This is a genomic window from Acidovorax sp. KKS102 (assembly GCF_000302535.1).
GTDB lineage: Bacteria > Pseudomonadota > Gammaproteobacteria > Burkholderiales > Burkholderiaceae_C > Acidovorax.
Map to the genome: position 1 here is coordinate 1934322 of NC_018708.1, position 17224 is coordinate 1951545.

The window sequence follows — 17224 nt, forward strand, 5'->3', positions numbered from 1 at the left end:
TGAAAATCCTTGAAAGTTAAAAAGCGTCTCAAAAAAGCCGGGTCAAAAACCATTCCTGAACCGGGTTCGGTGAGTCGCCTTGCGGGTTCGGCTCATCGATGGGTTGAACTGTACGCCGATGGTGTTCAGGGAAAAACTACGCAGTTGCAAACTGACTGTTCCAGTTTTGGAAACAGTGGGCGCGCACGAAGTGCGCCTCTGTGCGGAATTTGCTCTGGGCGACTCAGCGCTAAGGCAGGCATCCCGGGCCCGCAATACACATACCCAATTGATGGATCTAGGTATAAATCCTGAGATTCTGGCGAAATTTAGTATGTGTATGGCTTTTCAAAGTATCAACTGAGCATCAGAGCATCGGTATCGTTCAGTCCATCAATGCCGCGATCCGACTGGCGTTGAATGGCAGATCCATACCAACTACGCAGGAGACGTTCCGATGCCCCGTTCCACCCGTCCACACACCCGCCTGGCCCTGGCCGTTGCTGCCCTGGCGGCATCGCTGTGCGGCGCCGCTGCGCACGCGCAGACCGAACTCGTGATTGCCACCGTGAACAACGGCCACATGATCGAGATGCAAAAGCTCAGCAAGAATTTCGAGCAGGCCAACCCCGACATCAAACTCAAGTGGGTGACGCTGGAAGAGGGCGTGCTGCGTCAGCGCGTGACGACCGACATCGCCACCAAGGGCGGGCAGTTCGACGTGATGACGATTGGCATGTACGAGGCGCCCATCTGGGGCAAGAAGGGCTGGCTGCAGGAGCTGAAAACCGACGCCGCCTATGACGTGGATGACCTGCTGCCCGCCATGCGCAATGGCCTGTCCATCGACGGCAAGCTGTTTGCCGCGCCGTTCTATGGCGAAAGCTCGATGCTGATGTACCGCAAGGACCTGGCCGACAAGGCCGGTGTGCAGGTGCCCGAGCGCCCCACCTGGCCACAGATCAAAGACCTGGCTGCCAAGATCCACGATCCCAAGAACGGCGTGTATGGCATCTGCCTGCGCGGCAAGCCGGGCTGGGGCGACAACATGGCCTTTTTGACCACGCTGGTCAACACCTTTGGCGGCCAGTGGTTTGACATGCAGTGGAAGCCGCAGCTCGAATCCAAGCCCTGGAAGGATGCGATCACCTTCTACGTAGACCTGCTCAAGAACTACGGCCCGCCCGGCTCGTCGGCCAACAGCTTCAACGAGATCCTGGCGCTGACCAACTCCGGCAAGTGCGGCATGTGGGTGGATGCGACCATCGCCGCGTCGTTCGTGGCCGACCCCAAGCAGTCCAAGGTGGCCGACCAGATGGCCTTTGCCCAGGCGCCCACCATGAACACGCCCAAGGGCGCCAACTGGCTGTGGTCGTGGAATCTGGCGATCCCCGCAGGGTCCAAGAAGGTGGAAGCCGCGCAGAAGTTCATCACCTGGTCCACCAGCAAGGACTACATCCAGCTGGTGGCCAAGACCAACGGCTGGGCCAACGTGCCCACCGGCACGCGCAAGAGCACCTACGCGTCGCCCGAGTTCCAGAAGGCCGCCCGCTTCGCTGCTGCAGAGAAGACCGCGATCGACTCGGCCAACCCCACCGACTCGACCTTGCCCAAGAGCCCGTATGTGGGTGTGCAGTTCGCTGCGATTCCTGAGTTCCAGGCCATCGGCATTGCGGTGGGGCAGCAGATGAGTGCAGCCCTGGCAGGCAAGACAACGGTGGACGCCGCGCTCAAGGCCAGTCAGGTGACGGCGGACCGTGAGATGAAAAAAGCCGGCTACTACAAATAGGCATTCATGCGGCTACTGCGCGGGCCGATCCGGGGCCGGTGTTCCTCGCCGTACGGGAGTACGGCTGCGGTACAGCGCCCCCGCCTCGGCCCGCTCGCGACGCCGACTGAACGCCTATTTCGGCTGGACTTTTTTTTCTGAGGCCTCCATGAATCGCCGCCTGCTCCCCCGCCTGCTGCTCACGCCTGCCATGGCCACGCTCTTCCTGTGGATGATCGTGCCGCTGGTGATGACGATCTACTTCTCGCTCATCCGCTACAACCTGATGCAGCCGGACCAGACCGGTTTTGCCGGGCTGGAGAACTTTGAGTATTTCGTCACCGACCCTTCGTTTGGCGCGGCAGTGGTCAACACGCTGCTGCTGCTGGGCAGCGTGATCCTCATCACGGTGGTGGCTGGCATTGCGATTGCGCTGCTGATTAACGAGCCGTTTGCGGGCCGGGGGATTGTGCGGGTGCTGCTGATCTCGCCGTTCTTCGTCATGCCCACGGTGAACGCGCTGATGTGGAAGAACATGATGATGAACCCCATCTACGGCGTGCTCGCGCAGGTGTGGATGTTCTTCGGTGCGCAGCCGGTCGATTGGCTCACCGACTACCCGCTGTTCTCCGTCATCGTGATGGTGTCATGGCAATGGCTGCCCTTTGCCACGCTGATCTTCATGACCTCGCTGCAGAGCATGAACCACGAACAGCTCGAAGCCTCGCGCATGGACGGCGCCAACTACCTGCAGCAGCTGCGCTACCTGTACGTGCCGCACCTCGCGCGCTCGGTGGCCGTGGTGGTGATGATCGAACTCATCTTCCTGCTCAGCATCTTTGCCGAGATCTACACCACCACGGGTGGGGGGCCGGGCGATGCCAGCACCAACGTCACCTTCCTGATCTTCAAGCAGGCGCTGCTCAACTTTGATGCGGGCGTGGCCTCGGCTGGTGCGCTGTTTGCGGTGGTGCTGGCCAACATTGCGGCCGTATTCCTCATCCGCATGGTCGGCAAGAACCTCGACAAGTAAGGCTCGCATTTTTATGACCGTACGACGCCGTTCCCAATTTCCGCTCGGCCTGTTGGCCCTGCGTACCGCTGCGGCCTGGGCTGTGGCCCTGCTGCTGGTGTTTCCGCTGGCCTGGCTGTTTCTCACCGCGTTCAAGACCGAGCTGCAGGCCATTGCCGTGCCGCCACTGTTCGTCTTCACGCCCACACTGGAGAACTTCCACGAAGTGCAAGAGCGCAGCGACTACCTGCTCTACGCCAAGAACTCGGTCATCACCAGCGTGCTGTCCACCGTGCTGGGGCTCATGCTGGCCGCGCCTGCGGCGTATGCCATGGCCTTCTTCAAGGGCAAGTACACCAAGGACATCCTGATGTGGATGCTCTCCACCAAGATGATGCCCGCCGTGGGCGCGCTGGTGCCCATCTACGTGCTGGCGCAGAAGAGCCAACTGCTCGATACGCAGCTCGCGCTGATCATCGTGTTCGCGCTGTCCAACCTGCCCATCATGGTCTGGATGCTGTACTCGCACTTCAAGGACATCCCGCGTGAGATTTTGGAAGCCGCACGCATGGACGGGGCCACGCTGTGGCAAGAGGTGCGCCTGGTGCTGCTGCCGCTGGGCATGGGCGGGCTCGCGTCCACCGGCCTCTTGTGCCTGGTGCTGTCATGGAACGAGGCCTTCTGGAGCCTGAACCTGAGCGCCGCCAAGGCGGGCACGCTGGCCACGCTGATCGCGTCGTACTCCAGCCCCGAGGGTCTGTTTTGGGCCAAGTTGTCTGCGGCTTCGCTGATGGCCATTGCGCCCATCGTGGTGTTTGGCTGGTTCAGCCAGAAGCAGCTCGTCCAAGGTCTTACGTTCGGCGCGGTCAAGTAAAGCGCAGCGTTCATCTCCCCCGTTTTCAAGCATTCAGGAACCCGATTCCATGGCCTACCTTCAACTGCGCGGCATCGAGAAATTCTTTGGCGAACACCGCGCCATCAAGGGCATCGACCTCTCCATCCAGAAGGGCGAGTTCATCGTCTTTGTCGGCCCCTCGGGCTGCGGCAAGTCCACGCTGCTGCGGTTAATTGCAGGGCTGGAGCACATCGACGGTGGCACGCTGATGCTGGACGGCCGCGACATCACCGACCAGCCGTCGAGCAAGCGCGACCTGGCCATGGTGTTCCAAAGCTATGCGCTGTACCCGCACATGAGCGTGTACGAGAACATGAGCTTCGCGCTCAAGCTGGCCAAGGTGGACAAACAGGTGATCGATGAGAAGGTGCAGAACGCCGCGCGCATCCTCAACCTCACGCAGTACCTGCAGCGCACGCCCAAGGAGCTGTCGGGCGGCCAGCGCCAGCGTGTAGCCATCGGCCGCGCCATCGTGCGCGCGCCCAAAGTCTTCCTGTTCGACGAGCCACTGTCCAACCTCGACGCAGCGCTGCGCGGCCAGACGCGCGTGGAGATCGCCAAGCTGCACCGCGACCTGGGCGCCACCACCATCTATGTGACCCACGACCAGGTCGAGGCCATGACGCTGGCCGACCGTGTGGTGGTGTTGCGCGACGGCATTATCGAGCAGGTGGGCACGCCCCTAGAGCTGTACGACCGGCCCGCCAACCAGTTCGTGGCCCAGTTCATCGGCACGCCGCAGATGAACGTGGTGCCCCTGCCGCAGCTGCCACCGCCCGTGCAGCAGCAGGCGCCGGAAGGCGCGATGGGCGGCGCCATTGGCCTGCGCCCGGAGAACATCACGGTGCGCAACACCGGCGCAACGCCGGTGCCGGGCCAGGTGGACCTGGTGGAAGCGCTGGGCGCCGAAACCCTGATCTACGTGAGCACCCCCGGCGGAGCGCAGTTTGTGGCCCGCCAGAACGACCGCACAGGCCTGCGCGCGGGCGATGCGGTGAGCCTGGACATCGATGCCTCACAAGCCCACTGGTTCGACCCCCAAGGCCGCGTGGTGGCCCGGCAGGCTGCATGATGGTCATGAGCCTGCAATACCCACTCCAAGGCAAGGTGGCGGCCATCACTGGCGCGGCTTCTGGCATCGGTTTTGCCAGCGCCCAGGCCATGGCCAATGCGGGCGCACGCGTGGTGCTGATCGACCGCGACGAGGCCGCGCTGGCCAAGGCCTGCGCGGCCATTGGCGAACGCGCTTCGCCGCTGGTGCTCGATCTGCTGGATGCCCGGCAGTGCGCCAGCCTGCTGCAGCGCGCGTTGGCCATTGCAGGACCGCTGGACATCTTTCATGCCAACGCGGGGCTGTATGTGGGCGGCGATCTCGTCGATGCCGACCCTGACGCCATCGACCGCATGCTGCAGCTCAATGTCAATGTGGTGATGAAGAACGTGCACAACGTGCTGCCCCACATGATCGAGCGCGGCACGGGCGACATCATCGTGACCAGCTCGCTGGCCGCGCATTTCCCCACGCCGTGGGAGCCCGTCTATGCGTCGTCCAAGTGGGCGGTCAACTGCTTTGTGCAGACCGTGCGCCGCCAGGTGTTCAAGCACGGCATCCGCGTGGGCTCCATCTCGCCCGGGCCTGTCATCACCTCGCTGCTGGCCGACTGGCCCGCAGAAAAGCTCGCCGAGGCCAAGGCCAGCGGCAGCCTGATCGAGGCCTCTGAAGTGGCCGAGGTGGTGCTGTTCATGCTCACCCGCCCACGCGGCATGACCATCCGCGACGTCGTGATGATGCCCACGAATTTTGATCTTTAGAAACCCGCTGTCACGCACCATGAATTTCATCCTGCATCTGGGCCTGGGCTCCTTTCACCGTGCCCACCAGGCCGTCTACGTTCACCAGCTGCGCCAGCAAGGTGACACGGGGTGGGCCATCGCGGGCGGCAACCTGCGCCCCGACATGGCCGACACCATCGCTGCCCTGCAGGCGCAGGGTGGCCGCTACACGCTGGAGACGGTCACGCCCCAGGGCGATAGCAGCTACACCGTCATCGAGTCCATTCAGCGCGTGATTCCTTACCAGGACGATCTGGCCCCGCTGATTGCCATGGGTGCCGACCCCGCCACACGCATCATCAGCTTCACGGTGACCGAGGCAGGCTACTACCTCGACGCGAAAAACCAGCTCGACTGGCCCACCTTTGCCGACCTGCGCGCCGACCTCGCGGCAGTCAAGGCAGGCCAAGCGGGCCACACCATTTACGGCGGCCTGGTCAGCATCCTGCGCGCGCGCATGGCTGCGGGTGCGGGCCCCGTGACGCTGATGAACTGCGACAACCTGCGCCACAACGGCGAGCGGTCGCGTGGCGGCCTGTTGCAGTTCATCGACGCCCTGGGCGACGCGCCGTTGAAAGGCTGGGTGGAGCAGAACACCACCAGCCCCAACGCCATGGTGGACCGCATCACGCCGCGCCCCACACCCGATGTGGCCGAGCGCGTGCGCGCCGCCACCGGCTGGGACGACAAGGCCGCGCTCATGGGCGAGAGCTTCATCCAGTGGGTCATCGAAGACGACTTCATCGCCGGCCGTCCTGCGTGGGAGACGGTGGGCGTGGAGATGGTGCAATCAGTGCAGGCTCACGAAGAGGCCAAGATCCGCCTGCTCAACGCCACCCACAGCTGCATTGCCTGGGCGGGCACGCTGGCGGGCTACCAGTACATCCACGAAGGCACGCACGATGCCTCCATCCGCCAGATGGCCTACGACTACGTGACCGATGATGCGATCCCCGTGTTGCTGCCGTGCCCTATCGACCTCGCGCGCTACCGCGACGTGGTGCTGGACCGCTTTGGCAACCCCGCCATTGCCGACACCAACCAGCGCGTGGCGATGGACGCGTTCTCCAAGATCCCCGGCATGATTGCGCCCACCATCCGCGACAAGCTGGCGCGCAGTGCGTCGTTTGACAGCGTCGCCATGCTGCCCGCACTGTTCCTGGCCTACCTGCAGCGCTGGCATGCGGGGCAGATCCCCTACACCTACCAAGACCAGGCCATGGACCCGGCCGTGGCACACGCCATCTGCGAGGCCGCGGACCCTGTTGCTGCCTTCGCGGCCGACACGACCCTGTGGGGCGAGATGGCCCACCGCCCCGAGCTGGTGGACACCCTGCGCAAAGCCTATGCCCGCGTGCTGGCCTTTGTGGCGCAGCGGACAGGCGCCTGATGCTGGTGTAACTTCGGCCCACCCACTGCCATGACCGTGAAAACGCCCATCGCCCCGCGCCAGACCAAGCCCGAGCTGGAGCACGACTATGTGCGCTCGCCCGCGCTGGGCTACGAGCCGCCCGAGACGGCCGGCTTCATCCGCTGTCTGTCGCACGGTTTTCCCACGCCGCTGGCGCGTTGGCACTACCACGACGAGTACGAGCTGCACCTGATCACCGCCACCTCGGGCAAGGTGTTTGTGGGCGACTGGATCGGGCAGTTCCAGCCCGGCCAGCTGGTGCTGACCGGCCCGCGCCTGCCGCACAACTGGATCAGCATGGACCTGCCCGAAGGCGGTGTGCCGCTGCGCGACCTGGTGATCCAGTTCTCGCACGCGCCGCTGGTCGCCAGCAGCGAAAGCATCCCTGAGCTGCGCGAGGTGCTGCCGCTGCTGGAGCGCGCACGCCACGGCATCGAGTTCTTCGGCATGGAGGCGCAGGCGCAGGAGCACTGGCACCGCATCAAGGCGCGCCAGGGCCTGGCACGGTTTGGCGCGTTCTGCGAGTTCTTGAGCGACTTGGCGCGCTGCACCGACTTTCGCCTGCTGTCGAGCACGCAGCTGCAAAGCGAGGACGACGACACCCAGCTGGACCAGATCAACGCCATCGTGAGCCGCATCACCGACCATCTGGCAGAGCCGCTGTCGGCCGCCGACCTGGCGCAGGAGCTGGGCATGACGGAGAGCCGTTTTTCTCGCTTCTTCCGCCGGGCCACGGGCAACACCTTCACCGACTTTGTGAACCTGGTGCGCGTGAACCGCGCGTGCCAGCTGCTGATGGAGACCGAGCGCTACATCACGCACATTGCGTATGACGTGGGGTTCAACAACATGGCCAACTTCAACCGCCGCTTTCTGGACATCAAGGGCATGACGCCCAGCGAGTACCGCAAGCAGGGCGCCGGAAGGTTTGGCAAGACCTCCTGAGTCCAGCAGGTATAGCCTTATGGATGAGGCGTCCCTGCTTGTGGACTCCCGGCCTGCAGCCCGTCAGACGCACTGCGCAGGGCTTGCGCTTTCACTGTGAATCACTGACATCGGTCCATCTCCCATGTACCTCGGAATCGATTTGGGCACCTCGGGTGTCAAGCTCCTGCTGCTGGACGACGCGCAAGCCGTGGTCGCCACGGCCGATGCGGCCGTGCCCCAGCACCGCCCCCAGCCCACCTGGAGCGAACAGCACCCGTCCGACTGGTGGGCGGCGGTGGAAGCCGCCGTGGCGCAGCTGCGTGCCCAGGTGCCCGTTGCGTGGGCGCAGGTGCGGGGCATCGGCCTCTCGGGCCACATGCATGGCGCCGTGGTGCTGGGCGCGCAGGGCCAGGTGCTGCGCCCAGCCATCCTGTGGAACGATGGCCGCGCCAGCGCCGAATGTGCGCAGCTGGAAGGCTCCGTGCCCACCTCACGCCAGATCACCGGCAACCTCGCCATGCCCGGCTTCACTGCGCCCAAGTTGCTCTGGCTGCGCACCCACGAGCCCGCCGTGTTTGACCAGATCCGCACTGTGCTGCTACCCAAGGACTGGCTGCGCCTGCAGCTCACCGGTGATGCAATGAGCGACATGTCCGACGCATCGGGCACGCTGTGGCTGGACGTGCAGGCCCGCGCTTGGAGCCCGGCCATGCTGCAGGCCTGCGGGCTCGATACATCGCACATGCCCGCGCTGGCCGAGGGCAGTGCGCCCACGGGCGCGCTGCGCAGCGATGTGGCACGCCGCTGGGGGCTGGGTGGCAATATCGTCGTGGCTGCTGGCGCGGGCGACAACGCCGCCAGTGCCGTGGGCGTGGGCGCCCGCACTGCAGGGCAGGGTTTTGTGTCGCTGGGCACCTCGGGTGTGGTCTTTCGCGTGACGGACGCTTTTGCGCCCGCCACCGAGCGTGCTGTGCACGCCTTTGCCCACGCGCTGCCGCAGCGCTGGCACCACATGGCGGTCATGCTCAGCGCGGCCAGTGCGTTTGGCTGGGTCACGCGGCTCACAGGGCGCAGCGACGAGGCGCAACTGTCGGACGCGGTGGGCGCCCTCAGCACCGCCCGCCAGGCACAGGCGCCGCTGTTTTTGCCGTACCTGAGCGGCGAGCGCACGCCGCACAACAACGCGGCTGCCACCGGCGTTTTCATGGGCCTGCGCGCCGAGCACGAAGCTGCCGACCTGGCCTATGCGGTGATGGAAGGTGTGGGCTTTGGTTTGCTGGATGGCCTCAATGCGATGCGTGCCGCTGGGGCCAGGCAGGGCAGTGCATCGGGTGATGTTGGCGCAGCCCTGGCCCTGGTCGGTGGCGGTGCCCGCAGCAACCCCTGGGCGCAGTTGCTGGCCAGTGCGCTGGGCACTCCACTGCAGCGCCCGCAGGGGGCACATGCTGCAGCGGCGCTCGGCGCCGCGCGCCTGGCGGCGATGGCCTGCGGTGGTGATGAAGCCCACTGGTGCCAACCCCTGCCCGCAGACGCCACCTTCGTGCCGCAGCCTGCGCAACAAGCCCTGCTGACCGAGCGCTATGCCCGCTTTGTGGCGCTGTACCCGGCGCTGCAATCGCAGTTCTGATCTGCTGCCTAACAAGCCACCATGACTTCTGCACCCAACACCTCTACCGCTACGACGCCTATCCACGCTGCCATCGCCGGCGAGGCCCTCATCGACCTCATCCGCCGCGCTGATGGCAGCTACCTGCCATGCCTGGGCGGCGCGCTCTACAACCTGTGTCGTGCGCTGGCCCGGCAGGGTGTGGGCACGCAGTACCTCAACCCTTTGTCGCGCGACCGCTTTGGCCGTGAGCTGGCGGCGCAGTTGGTGGCCGACGGCGTGGTGCTGGCCCAGCCAGAGCCTGTGCAGCAAGTCACCTCACTGGCCGTGGTCAACCTCGATGCACACGGCCATCCCGATTACGCCTTCTACCGCGAAGGCGTGGCAGACCGTGCCGTGTCCGCCGCAGGCCTGGGCGACAGCTGCGCCGCCTTGCCCGCACTGCAGCTGGTCTGCACCGGCGCGCTGGCACTCGACGCGCGCGACACGGACATCTATCTGCCGTGGCTGGCCGCCCAGCGCGCCGCAGGCCGCTGTGTGGTGGCCGATGCCAACCTGCGCCCCTCGGTCATGCCCGACCTGCCAGCCTACCGCTCCGCGGTGCACGCCGCACTGGCCCACGCCCACATCATCAAGGCCAGCGACGAAGACCTGGAGCATCTGGCCGTGCCGGGTGCGGATGCCTTGGCCCGCGCACAGCACCTGCTCGCCGCCAACCCGCAGGCCCACCTGCTCGCGCTGACCCTGGGCGCGGAAGGCGCCTGGCTGCTGCACCGCAACGGCGCGCAGTGTTTTGCCAAAGAGGCCCATCCGCTGCAGGTGGTGGACACCGTGGGCGCAGGCGACAGCTTTCTGGCCGGGTTGCTGGCGCATTTGCTGCGGCAGTCGCAGGCCGCCGGGCTTGCGAGTTTTGCGCAGTTTGTGGACGGGCTGACGGCCGACGCCTGCCAGCAGGCGCTGCGCCATGCGCTGGCCAGCGCCAGCCTGTGTGTGATGGAGCAGGGCTGCGTGCCGCCGGGCTGGGCGGCTGCACGCGCATGGAGCGAGCAGCATCCCGCCGCCCAAGACCCGCACTGACATGGGGCTTGTGTTCGCCCCCCTGGGAGCGGCATGTCTATGATCAAACATCGTCAATTCGCCGGGGATGCCCATGACTGATCTTGTGGTTGCGGTGTTGTGGTCGGCAGTGGATGTGCTGCTGATAGCCACCGGCGCACTGCTGGTGCGTGCGCTCAGCCTGGGGCGCTGGCGCACGGAAGATGCGCGCAACAGGGAAGCCCGCATGTTTGCTCCCGCCGGGGCATTGTCGTTTCGGCGCGATGGTCAACGCGTGGTGACTGCGACCGGGGTGTACATCGCGGGATCCGCGTTTTATGCCGTGCTGGCGGTGTTGCTGGTTGGTCTGTCGCGGGCCGCATCGGCATGACGCCCGCCGACGCTGCCGCCGAAACCCTTTGCATCATGCCTGTGGGGGCAGACGCAGCCGAGGCCGCGTGCACGGTCACCCGCCAGTCCATCACCCAGTGCTGCGTGCTCGACCATGCCAACGACGCCGCCATTCTGACAGCCTGGCTGGCCAACAAGACGCCCGAGAACCTGGCCGTGTGGATGGCTGCGCCGGGTGCTGCGGCATGGGGCGCATACCGGGGCGACACGATGGTGGGCTTTGCGCTGCGGGCGCAGGCCACGCTGGCGCTGTGCTACGTGGTGCCGGAGGCATTGCATCGGGGGGTAGGGCGTGCGTTGCTGCAGCACGTTGAGGCCTACGCCCGCGATGTGGGGCTCGCCACGCTGGACCTGGAGAGCACGCGCACGGCAGAGCCTTTTTACCGTCGCCACGGCTACGTGCCGCATGGCGTGGCGCAAACGTGGGGCGGGCTGCAGGCGCAGCCCATGCGCAAGGTGTTGTGACGTCACCTTGTCTGCGGCGGCGTCAACCCTCGGGTCACGGGCGAGTTAGCGAGTTTTATAGCAAAAAGAGCCTCTGGCGCTCAATCTGTATGCGCTAGTAGCTCTCAATTTAATAGCAATTGGTACCCTCACCCCCGACGCTCCTCACACATCAGTACGCACCCGGTGGCCCTGGTTGTCGTTCATTTCCAGAATCCACCACTGAGCCCCTGTGTTCTTGTCGATGAAGCGCATGTGCGAGGCGATATTGGCGAGCGTCGGGCTGTCAAGGCGGAGCAGGCGCTGCACATAGTCCACCACGTCGTTGGCCACCTGGGTGAATTCAAAACCGTCGTGGTCAAACTCGAACACCCGCCCGGCGCACTCGCCATCGGTCGCCATCAGGATGTAGTTACCCGAATGCGGCGTTTCGCCAATCACCAGGCAGTGCGCAATCCAGTCGGGCAGGATCTCTTCGCGTTCTTCGTCACTCAGGTGCTCCGTCCAGCCCTCAAACGCCTCTTGCAGTGTGGGCCATTCAGCGGGCGGGGCGATGTAGCGGGCGGCATCGCCGGTGTTGGCGTCGTGGTACAGCAAAACGCCGCCCATCGTGGCGTAGAACGCTGGTAACTGGCCCACGTCGGGCAGTGGCGCAGCCAGCGCTGCTGGCGGCTGCATGTGGTGCTGGAAGTTCACCGTTTTGGTTTCTTGCGGCTTGTTGATGCGCTCGCAGAGGAAGGTACCGGTGTGTTCGGCAATGGCGCGGTGCAGGTCGGGCAGGGTCATCGCAGGTCCTTGGGGCGGCGGTCAGAGTTCTTGGGCATACACGATGAAGCCATGGTGCTTGGCCAGCTTGTCGTACAGCTGGCGCCCGGCGGTGTTGCTTTCATGGGTTTGCCAGTACACGCGCGACGACTTTGCGGCGCGCGCTGAGTCGTACACCGCTTCGATCAGCGCCCGCCCCACACCACGGCCGCGCGCGGCTTCGCGGGTGAACAGGTCGCTGAGGTAGCACACGGGCTCGATGCGCGTCATGCTGCGGTGAAACACGTAGTGCGTGAGGCCCAGCAGCTCGCCGCCGGCATCGTCCTGCGCCACCAGGCAGAACATGGGCTCTGCCGCGTCATGAAACCTCTGCCAGGTGGCTTGCGTGATGTGCTCCGGCAGCGCGGTGGCGCCAAAGCGGCCATAGAACGCGTTGTAGCCGTCCCAGAGCGGGCGCCATGCGGCGTAGTCCTCGGTTTGAGCCGGGCGCACGGTCACAGCAGTGGTCATGGGTCAGCTTTCTGTGGGTTTACTGCAGTACGCGCTTCGGGTTCATGATGCACTGCGGGTCCAGCGCCTGCTTGATGGCGCGCATCATGCCAAGCGCCACGGGCGACTGGTACTTGGCGAGCTTGTCGGCCTTGAGTTCGCCAATGCCATGCTCGGCCGAGAACGAGCCGCCAAACTCGGCCACGGCCTCGTACACCAGGTGGTTCACATGCGCCTCGTGCTCGCGCAGGAAGGCCTTGGGGTCGCCTTCTGCCGGTGCCTGCACGTTGTAGTGCAGGTTGCCGTCGCCCAGGTGGCCGAAGTTGACCAGGCGCACGCCGGGGATCTCGCGCTGCAGCACCGCGTCGGTGTGGGCCACAAAGGCGGGGATGCGCGAGATCTGCACCGAGATGTCGTGCTTGATGTTCAGGCCCTCTTCGGCCTGGGCGAGGGGAATGCTCTCGCGGATGTGCCACAGCTGGTGCGCCTGTGTGAGGTTCTCGGCCACCACGGCGTCGGTCACGCAGCCCATTTCAAACGCGGTCTCCAGCAGCGACTCGAATCGAGCGCGGGCGTGCTCTTCGGATTCGCTGTCGGAGTTTTCGAGCAGCACACACCACGGCGCGTTGTCGTCGCCCAAGAAGGGCACACGCAGCTGCGGCATGTGTTTGCCCACCAGGCTCAGCGCAAACTGGCCCATCACCTCAAAGCCCGTGAGGCCCGCGCCCAGCTGCTTGTGTGCCAGACCCAGCAAAGCCACAGCGTGTTCCATCGATGGCACAGCCGCCCACGCGGTGAGGTTGGCGGCGGGCTGGGGGTAGAGCTTCATCGTCGCGGCGGTGATGATGCCCAGCGTGCCCTCGCTGCCGATGAAAAGGTCACGCAGGTCGTAGCCGGTGTTGTCCTTGCGCAGGCCCTTGAGGCCGTCCCACACCTCGCCCAGCGGCGTGACGACTTCGAGGCCCAGGCACAGGTCGCGCGCATTGCCGTAGCGCACCACCTGTGTGCCGCCCGCATTGGTGCCCAGGTTGCCGCCGATGGTGCAGCTGCCTTCGGCCGCGAGGCTCAGGGGGAAGAGCACGCCAGCCTTCTCCGCCTCGTCCTGCAGGTTCTGCAGGATGCAGCCCGCTTCCACGGTCATGGTCAGGTTGTCGGTGTCCACGCTGCGCACCGCGTTCATGCGCGTGAGGCTCAGCACGATCTGCGTGCCGCTGTCGTCGGGTGTTGAGCCCACAGCCAGGCCGGTGTTGCCGCCCTGCGGAACGATGGCGGTGCCCGCTGCCGCGCAGGCCTTGACCACGGCGGCCACTTCTTGCGTGTTGGCGGGGCGCACCACGGCCAGGGCCTTGCCGCGCACGCGGCGGCGCCAGTCCTGTTCCCAGGCGGTCAGGTCGCCTTCGTGGAGCACATGGGCGGGGCCGACGATGGTGCGCAGGGTGTCGAGCAGGGTGGTCATGGGTGAAACGACGGGTTCAGTGGGTGGATCGGGTAGCGGAGGACTGCGCCAGGGGCATCAGGGGGCGGGTGCCGCCGAGCTGGCTTCTGCCGCCGCCGCGGCGGCCTTGGCGTTGCGCTGGCGCACGCGCACATGCAGGGTGCAGGCGGTGAACAGCACGAGGCACAAGGCCACTTCGCCCCAGGCCAGCCACTGCGATGGCGGCTGGTCGCCCCAGCCGCGCACCACGCCTTCGGTGAAATACAGCCAGATCACCAGGCTGACCCATCGGTAGGTGTACATGCGGTTCTTCAGGATGCCCGCCAGCGGGATGCACAGCGGCAGCGCCTTGATGGCCAGCCACGAGCCGCCAGGCCTGACCGGGGCCAGCACCAGTTCCCAGGCGAGGCACAGAACAATCAGGGCGAGCAGGCTGCCGGTGGCAAGCCAGCGCGTGGCGGCAACACCGCTGTCGGACGGTGGGAGAGAGTTGGCGGGGGAGGCAGTCATTGGGGTGGCATCATATCGGCCATGCCCTTGACCTTACAGACAGCCGCACTGCGCGTAGAGGCGCTGATGACCGAGCTGTCGCACTTCCCCTGGAAGACCACGGCCCAGACGCTGCGTGAGCGCTTCCGCGAGGACCACCTGGGCCTCACGGCCAGCAGCCTGACCTTCACCACCATCCTGGCGCTGGTGCCGTTTTTCACCGTGGCGCTGGCGGTGTTCACTGCGTTCCCCATCTTCGGCAAGCTGCAGGATGCGCTGCAGGGCTGGCTGGTCAGCAGCCTGGTGCCCGACAGCATCTCGCGGCAGGTGCTGGGCTACCTCACGCAGTTTGCGGCCAAGGCAAGCAGCCTGGGGGTGGCGGGGTTCAGCATCCTGCTGGCCACGGCGCTGGCGTTGATCCTGACCATCGACCGCACGCTCAACGACATCTGGCGCGTGCAGCGTCTGCGTCCGCTGGGGCAGCGGGTGCTGATCTACTGGGCGGCCATTACGCTGGGCCCGCTGCTGATGGGGGCGAGCCTGGCGCTTACCTCGTATGTGATGTCGGCCTCGGGCGGGCTGGTCAAGCGCCTGCCGGATGGCGTGCAGTTGCTGTTCGACTCGATCCAGTTTGTGGTGCTGGCGGGCGGCATGGCGTCGCTGTACCACTATGTGCCCAACACGCCGGTGAAATGGCGGCACGCCTGGACGGGCGGCTTTTTTGTGGCGGTGTGCATCGAGTTGGCCAAGAAGGTGCTGGCGGTGTACCTGGGCAAGGTGCCCACCTACTCGGTGGTGTACGGCGCGTTTGCCACGCTGCCCATCTTGCTGGTCTGGATCTATGTGGCCTGGGTCATCGTGCTGCTGGGTGCTGTGGTGACCGCGTACCTGCCCAGCCTGCTGGCGGGGGTGGCGCGGCGCGGCACGGTGGCGGGCTGGACGTTTCAGCTGGCGGTGGAGGTGCTGCAGGCGCTGCACCGTGCGCGCCAGCAGCCTGCCAAAGGCCTGCGCCCCAGCCAGCTGGCCCAGCTGTTGCGGGTGGATGGATTGCAACTGCAGCCGGTGCTGGAAGCCCTGACCGCGCTGGACTGGGTGGGGCAGGTGAGCGATGCCGCCGTGAGTGCGGCCGACGTGCCCGAGTCCCGCTATGTGTTGCTGGCCGACCCTGAAAGCACCTTGCTGGCGCCCTTGGTGCAGCGCTTGCTGCTGCAGCGGGTGGACAGCCTGGGGCCGCTGTGGGCCAACGCGAAGCTGGAAACCTTGCGCATGGCGGATGTGCTGCAGGCGCGTTGAGCGGAGCGGGTGGGCGCCTTCAAACAGCAGTCGGTTGCTATATAAGTAATAGCTGGTCAGGCATGCTGCACTAGCGCTTCCGGCCTCTGGGGCTTCAAATCAGCTCACAGGGGCACTTTACCCGTCCAGATGTCCTTGTACATGACCCAGTCGCCCATGAAGCTGTAGAACGGGCGCTTGAAGCTGGCGGGCTTGTTCTTCTCAAAACCGAAGTGCCCCACCCACGCAAAGCCGTAGCCGCAGAGCAGGCCGTACAGCAGGTACTGGGGCTTGCCCGTGGCCACCAGCATGGCCAGGCAGACCAGGGTGAGCGTGGAGCCCACAAAATGCAGGCGGCGGCACGTGCGGTTGCTGTGCTCGCTCAGGTAGAACGGGTAGAAGGCCGCAAAGCTTTTGAAGGCCCGAGGGTCTGTGGCGGGCGCGGGTTGCGAGGGGGCAGTCTGGGTGGTCATGGCGTTGTCTCCGGGCGGCGTTGGGGCTCTGCCCGCGTTATACGCCGCAGTTCTGGCGCGCACCAGCGGGGCAGTGCGGGTGGGCTGTCGCCAACGGGTCTGCCACCTTGAACCGGCCATTGAAACCCCGGCGGACTGTCAGCGCGCCGGGGTTTGGTGGGTCACCTGGCCAGGAAGTCCCGGATGGCGGCCAGTGTTTCTTCCGGCGCCTCGGTCATCTGGTTGTGGCCCACGGGCAGGTAGGAGATCTGCACCTGCTTGCCCGCCGCCTGGGCGGCCTTGACGAGGCCCTGTGCGGCTTTGGGGGCTGTCATCTGGTCCTGGCTGCCCAGCGCAAACAGCACGGGGCAGGTGAGGGCTGCCATTGCCGCTTCGCCGCCCGCGTAGCTGTCGCAGGCCACAAAACCCCGGTGGAACACATTGACCTGCGGGTTGCTACGCAGCACCTTGCGCCCCAGCGCCATGCCCGCGCCAAACACCCAGGTGCCAGGCCCCAGGGCCGACGGGGGCGCTGACAGCGTGCTGCGCGAGAACACATTGACCATGCGCATCGCCTTCTCCGGGTCAGTCTGCGAGGCCTCGATGAGTGCGGGCGACACCTTCATCGGGAATGCCGTGCCCACCAGCACCAGATGGCTGATGCGGTCCTTGAGCCGCGCGGCGGCTTCCATGGCAATGAGCGAACCCCAGCTATGGCCCACCAGTGCCGCGCGCTGCACGCCCGCGGCATCCAGCAGCGCGCCGATGAAGTCCGCGCCTTGCTCCACCGTGGCAGGCGCATCGCCGCCGCTGCGGCAGTGGCCGGGCAGGTCGATGGCCAGCACGTTCCAGCCGTGGTTGGCCATGTAGCGGCTTTGCAGGGCCCACACGCTGTGGTCGTTGAGGACACCGTGGATGAACACCACGGTAGGCTTGGCGGCATCGAATGCCTTGCCGCCGGTGTATGCGTAGATGGCGGCACCGTTGACGTTGATATGCAT

Annotated in this window: 18 protein-coding genes; 12 read left to right on the forward strand and 6 right to left on the reverse strand. The window is 65.7% G+C overall.

Features of this window, described 5'->3' with window-relative positions; genetic code table 11:
- The first annotated feature begins 436 nt into the window (after positions 1-436).
- The 11 genes from C380_RS08875 to C380_RS08925 all read left to right on the forward strand — a co-directional run bounded on the left by C380_RS08875 (position 437) and on the right by C380_RS08925 (position 11342).
- Positions 437-1768, forward strand: a complete 1332-nt coding sequence (locus C380_RS08875; protein ID WP_015013517.1) for a sugar ABC transporter substrate-binding protein — start codon at positions 437-439, stop codon at positions 1766-1768.
- Positions 1769-1916: 148 nt separating this feature from the next.
- On the forward strand, positions 1917-2780 hold the full coding sequence (locus C380_RS08880; RefSeq protein WP_015013518.1) for a carbohydrate ABC transporter permease: 864 nt from the start codon (positions 1917-1919) through the stop codon (positions 2778-2780).
- Between the two features lie 13 nt (positions 2781-2793).
- Positions 2794-3633: a carbohydrate ABC transporter permease gene (locus C380_RS08885; RefSeq protein ID WP_015013519.1), complete on the forward strand. Its 840-nt coding sequence runs from the start codon at positions 2794-2796 to the stop codon at positions 3631-3633.
- A gap of 49 nt (positions 3634-3682) precedes the next feature.
- A complete protein-coding gene (locus tag C380_RS08890) occupies positions 3683-4726 on the forward strand; it encodes an ABC transporter ATP-binding protein (protein WP_015013520.1) in 1044 nt (347 codons plus the stop codon).
- Between the two features lie 5 nt (positions 4727-4731).
- The gene (locus C380_RS08895; RefSeq protein WP_043566297.1) at positions 4732-5466 is read left to right on the forward strand and encodes an SDR family oxidoreductase; all 735 of its coding nucleotides are present in this window, start codon (positions 4732-4734) and stop codon (positions 5464-5466) included.
- Positions 5467-5485: 19 nt separating this feature from the next.
- On the forward strand, positions 5486-6877 hold the full coding sequence (gene dalD, locus C380_RS08900) for a D-arabinitol 4-dehydrogenase (RefSeq protein ID WP_015013522.1): 1392 nt from the start codon (positions 5486-5488) through the stop codon (positions 6875-6877).
- 30 nt (positions 6878-6907) lie between these two features.
- Complete coding sequence (locus C380_RS08905; protein WP_015013523.1) at positions 6908-7843, forward strand: AraC family transcriptional regulator; 936 nt, start codon at positions 6908-6910, stop codon at positions 7841-7843.
- 124 nt (positions 7844-7967) lie between these two features.
- Entirely contained in the window at positions 7968-9452 is a 1485-nt protein-coding gene (gene xylB, locus C380_RS08910; protein WP_015013524.1) for a xylulokinase, read from the forward strand.
- A 21-nt stretch (positions 9453-9473) separates the two neighbouring features.
- Positions 9474-10508, forward strand: a complete 1035-nt coding sequence (locus C380_RS08915) for a PfkB family carbohydrate kinase (protein WP_015013525.1) — start codon at positions 9474-9476, stop codon at positions 10506-10508.
- Between the two features lie 73 nt (positions 10509-10581).
- Positions 10582-10857 carry a hypothetical protein gene (locus tag C380_RS08920; protein ID WP_015013526.1) on the forward strand — a complete coding sequence of 92 codons (276 nt, stop codon included), beginning with the start codon at positions 10582-10584 and terminating at the stop codon, positions 10855-10857.
- On the forward strand, positions 10854-11342 hold the full coding sequence (locus tag C380_RS08925; RefSeq protein WP_015013527.1) for a GNAT family N-acetyltransferase: 489 nt from the start codon (positions 10854-10856) through the stop codon (positions 11340-11342). The genes C380_RS08920 and C380_RS08925 overlap by 4 nt, the downstream gene beginning before the upstream one ends.
- A gap of 144 nt (positions 11343-11486) precedes the next feature.
- Here C380_RS08925 and C380_RS08930 read toward each other — a convergent pair whose 3' ends face one another.
- The 4 genes from C380_RS08930 to C380_RS08945 are packed head-to-tail and all read right to left on the reverse strand — an operon-like array spanning position 11487 to position 14520.
- Complete coding sequence (locus C380_RS08930; protein ID WP_015013528.1) at positions 11487-12107, reverse strand: SMI1/KNR4 family protein; 621 nt, start codon at positions 12105-12107, stop codon at positions 11487-11489.
- A gap of 21 nt (positions 12108-12128) precedes the next feature.
- Positions 12129-12596, reverse strand: a complete 468-nt coding sequence (locus C380_RS08935) for a GNAT family N-acetyltransferase (RefSeq protein ID WP_015013529.1) — start codon at positions 12594-12596, stop codon at positions 12129-12131.
- A gap of 19 nt (positions 12597-12615) precedes the next feature.
- Positions 12616-14031, reverse strand: a complete 1416-nt coding sequence (locus C380_RS08940) for an FAD-binding oxidoreductase (RefSeq protein WP_015013530.1) — start codon at positions 14029-14031, stop codon at positions 12616-12618.
- A 57-nt stretch (positions 14032-14088) separates the two neighbouring features.
- Positions 14089-14520, reverse strand: coding sequence for a DUF2069 domain-containing protein (locus tag C380_RS08945; protein WP_015013531.1), 432 nt, complete (start codon positions 14518-14520; stop codon positions 14089-14091).
- Between the two features lie 21 nt (positions 14521-14541).
- Here C380_RS08945 and C380_RS08950 point away from each other — a divergent pair, with 21 nt between their 5' ends.
- The gene (locus C380_RS08950; protein WP_015013532.1) at positions 14542-15792 is read left to right on the forward strand and encodes a YihY family inner membrane protein; all 1251 of its coding nucleotides are present in this window, start codon (positions 14542-14544) and stop codon (positions 15790-15792) included.
- A gap of 104 nt (positions 15793-15896) precedes the next feature.
- Here the strand turns inward: C380_RS08950 and C380_RS08955 are convergent, their stop codons facing one another.
- Entirely contained in the window at positions 15897-16244 is a 348-nt protein-coding gene (locus C380_RS08955; protein WP_015013533.1) for an Mpo1-like protein, read from the reverse strand.
- A 161-nt stretch (positions 16245-16405) separates the two neighbouring features.
- Positions 16406-17224 (reverse strand): alpha/beta fold hydrolase, encoded by an 819-nt coding sequence (locus C380_RS08960; protein ID WP_015013534.1) that lies wholly within the window; start codon positions 17222-17224, stop codon positions 16406-16408.

Coding starts and splice junctions, on each gene's coding strand:
- C380_RS08885 (WP_015013519.1), top strand. CDS start 2,794: ATGACCGTACGACGCCGTTCCCAATTTCCGCTCGGCCTGTTGGCCCTG.
- C380_RS08960 (WP_015013534.1), bottom strand. CDS start 17,224: ATGCATATCAACGTCAACGGTGCCGCCATCTACGCATACACCGGCGGC.
- C380_RS08955 (WP_015013533.1), bottom strand. CDS start 16,244: ATGACCACCCAGACTGCCCCCTCGCAACCCGCGCCCGCCACAGACCCT.
- C380_RS08930 (WP_015013528.1), bottom strand. CDS start 12,107: ATGACCCTGCCCGACCTGCACCGCGCCATTGCCGAACACACCGGTACC.
- C380_RS08890 (WP_015013520.1), top strand. CDS start 3,683: ATGGCCTACCTTCAACTGCGCGGCATCGAGAAATTCTTTGGCGAACAC.
- C380_RS08935 (WP_015013529.1), bottom strand. CDS start 12,596: ATGACCACTGCTGTGACCGTGCGCCCGGCTCAAACCGAGGACTACGCC.
- xylB (WP_015013524.1), top strand. CDS start 7,968: ATGTACCTCGGAATCGATTTGGGCACCTCGGGTGTCAAGCTCCTGCTG.
- C380_RS08895 (WP_043566297.1), top strand. CDS start 4,732: ATGAGCCTGCAATACCCACTCCAAGGCAAGGTGGCGGCCATCACTGGC.
- C380_RS08880 (WP_015013518.1), top strand. CDS start 1,917: ATGAATCGCCGCCTGCTCCCCCGCCTGCTGCTCACGCCTGCCATGGCC.
- C380_RS08905 (WP_015013523.1), top strand. CDS start 6,908: ATGACCGTGAAAACGCCCATCGCCCCGCGCCAGACCAAGCCCGAGCTG.
- C380_RS08875 (WP_015013517.1), top strand. CDS start 437: ATGCCCCGTTCCACCCGTCCACACACCCGCCTGGCCCTGGCCGTTGCT.
- dalD (WP_015013522.1), top strand. CDS start 5,486: ATGAATTTCATCCTGCATCTGGGCCTGGGCTCCTTTCACCGTGCCCAC.
- C380_RS08945 (WP_015013531.1), bottom strand. CDS start 14,520: ATGACTGCCTCCCCCGCCAACTCTCTCCCACCGTCCGACAGCGGTGTT.
- C380_RS08925 (WP_015013527.1), top strand. CDS start 10,854: ATGACGCCCGCCGACGCTGCCGCCGAAACCCTTTGCATCATGCCTGTG.
- C380_RS08920 (WP_015013526.1), top strand. CDS start 10,582: ATGACTGATCTTGTGGTTGCGGTGTTGTGGTCGGCAGTGGATGTGCTG.
- C380_RS08940 (WP_015013530.1), bottom strand. CDS start 14,031: ATGACCACCCTGCTCGACACCCTGCGCACCATCGTCGGCCCCGCCCAT.
- C380_RS08915 (WP_015013525.1), top strand. CDS start 9,474: ATGACTTCTGCACCCAACACCTCTACCGCTACGACGCCTATCCACGCT.
- C380_RS08950 (WP_015013532.1), top strand. CDS start 14,542: ATGCCCTTGACCTTACAGACAGCCGCACTGCGCGTAGAGGCGCTGATG.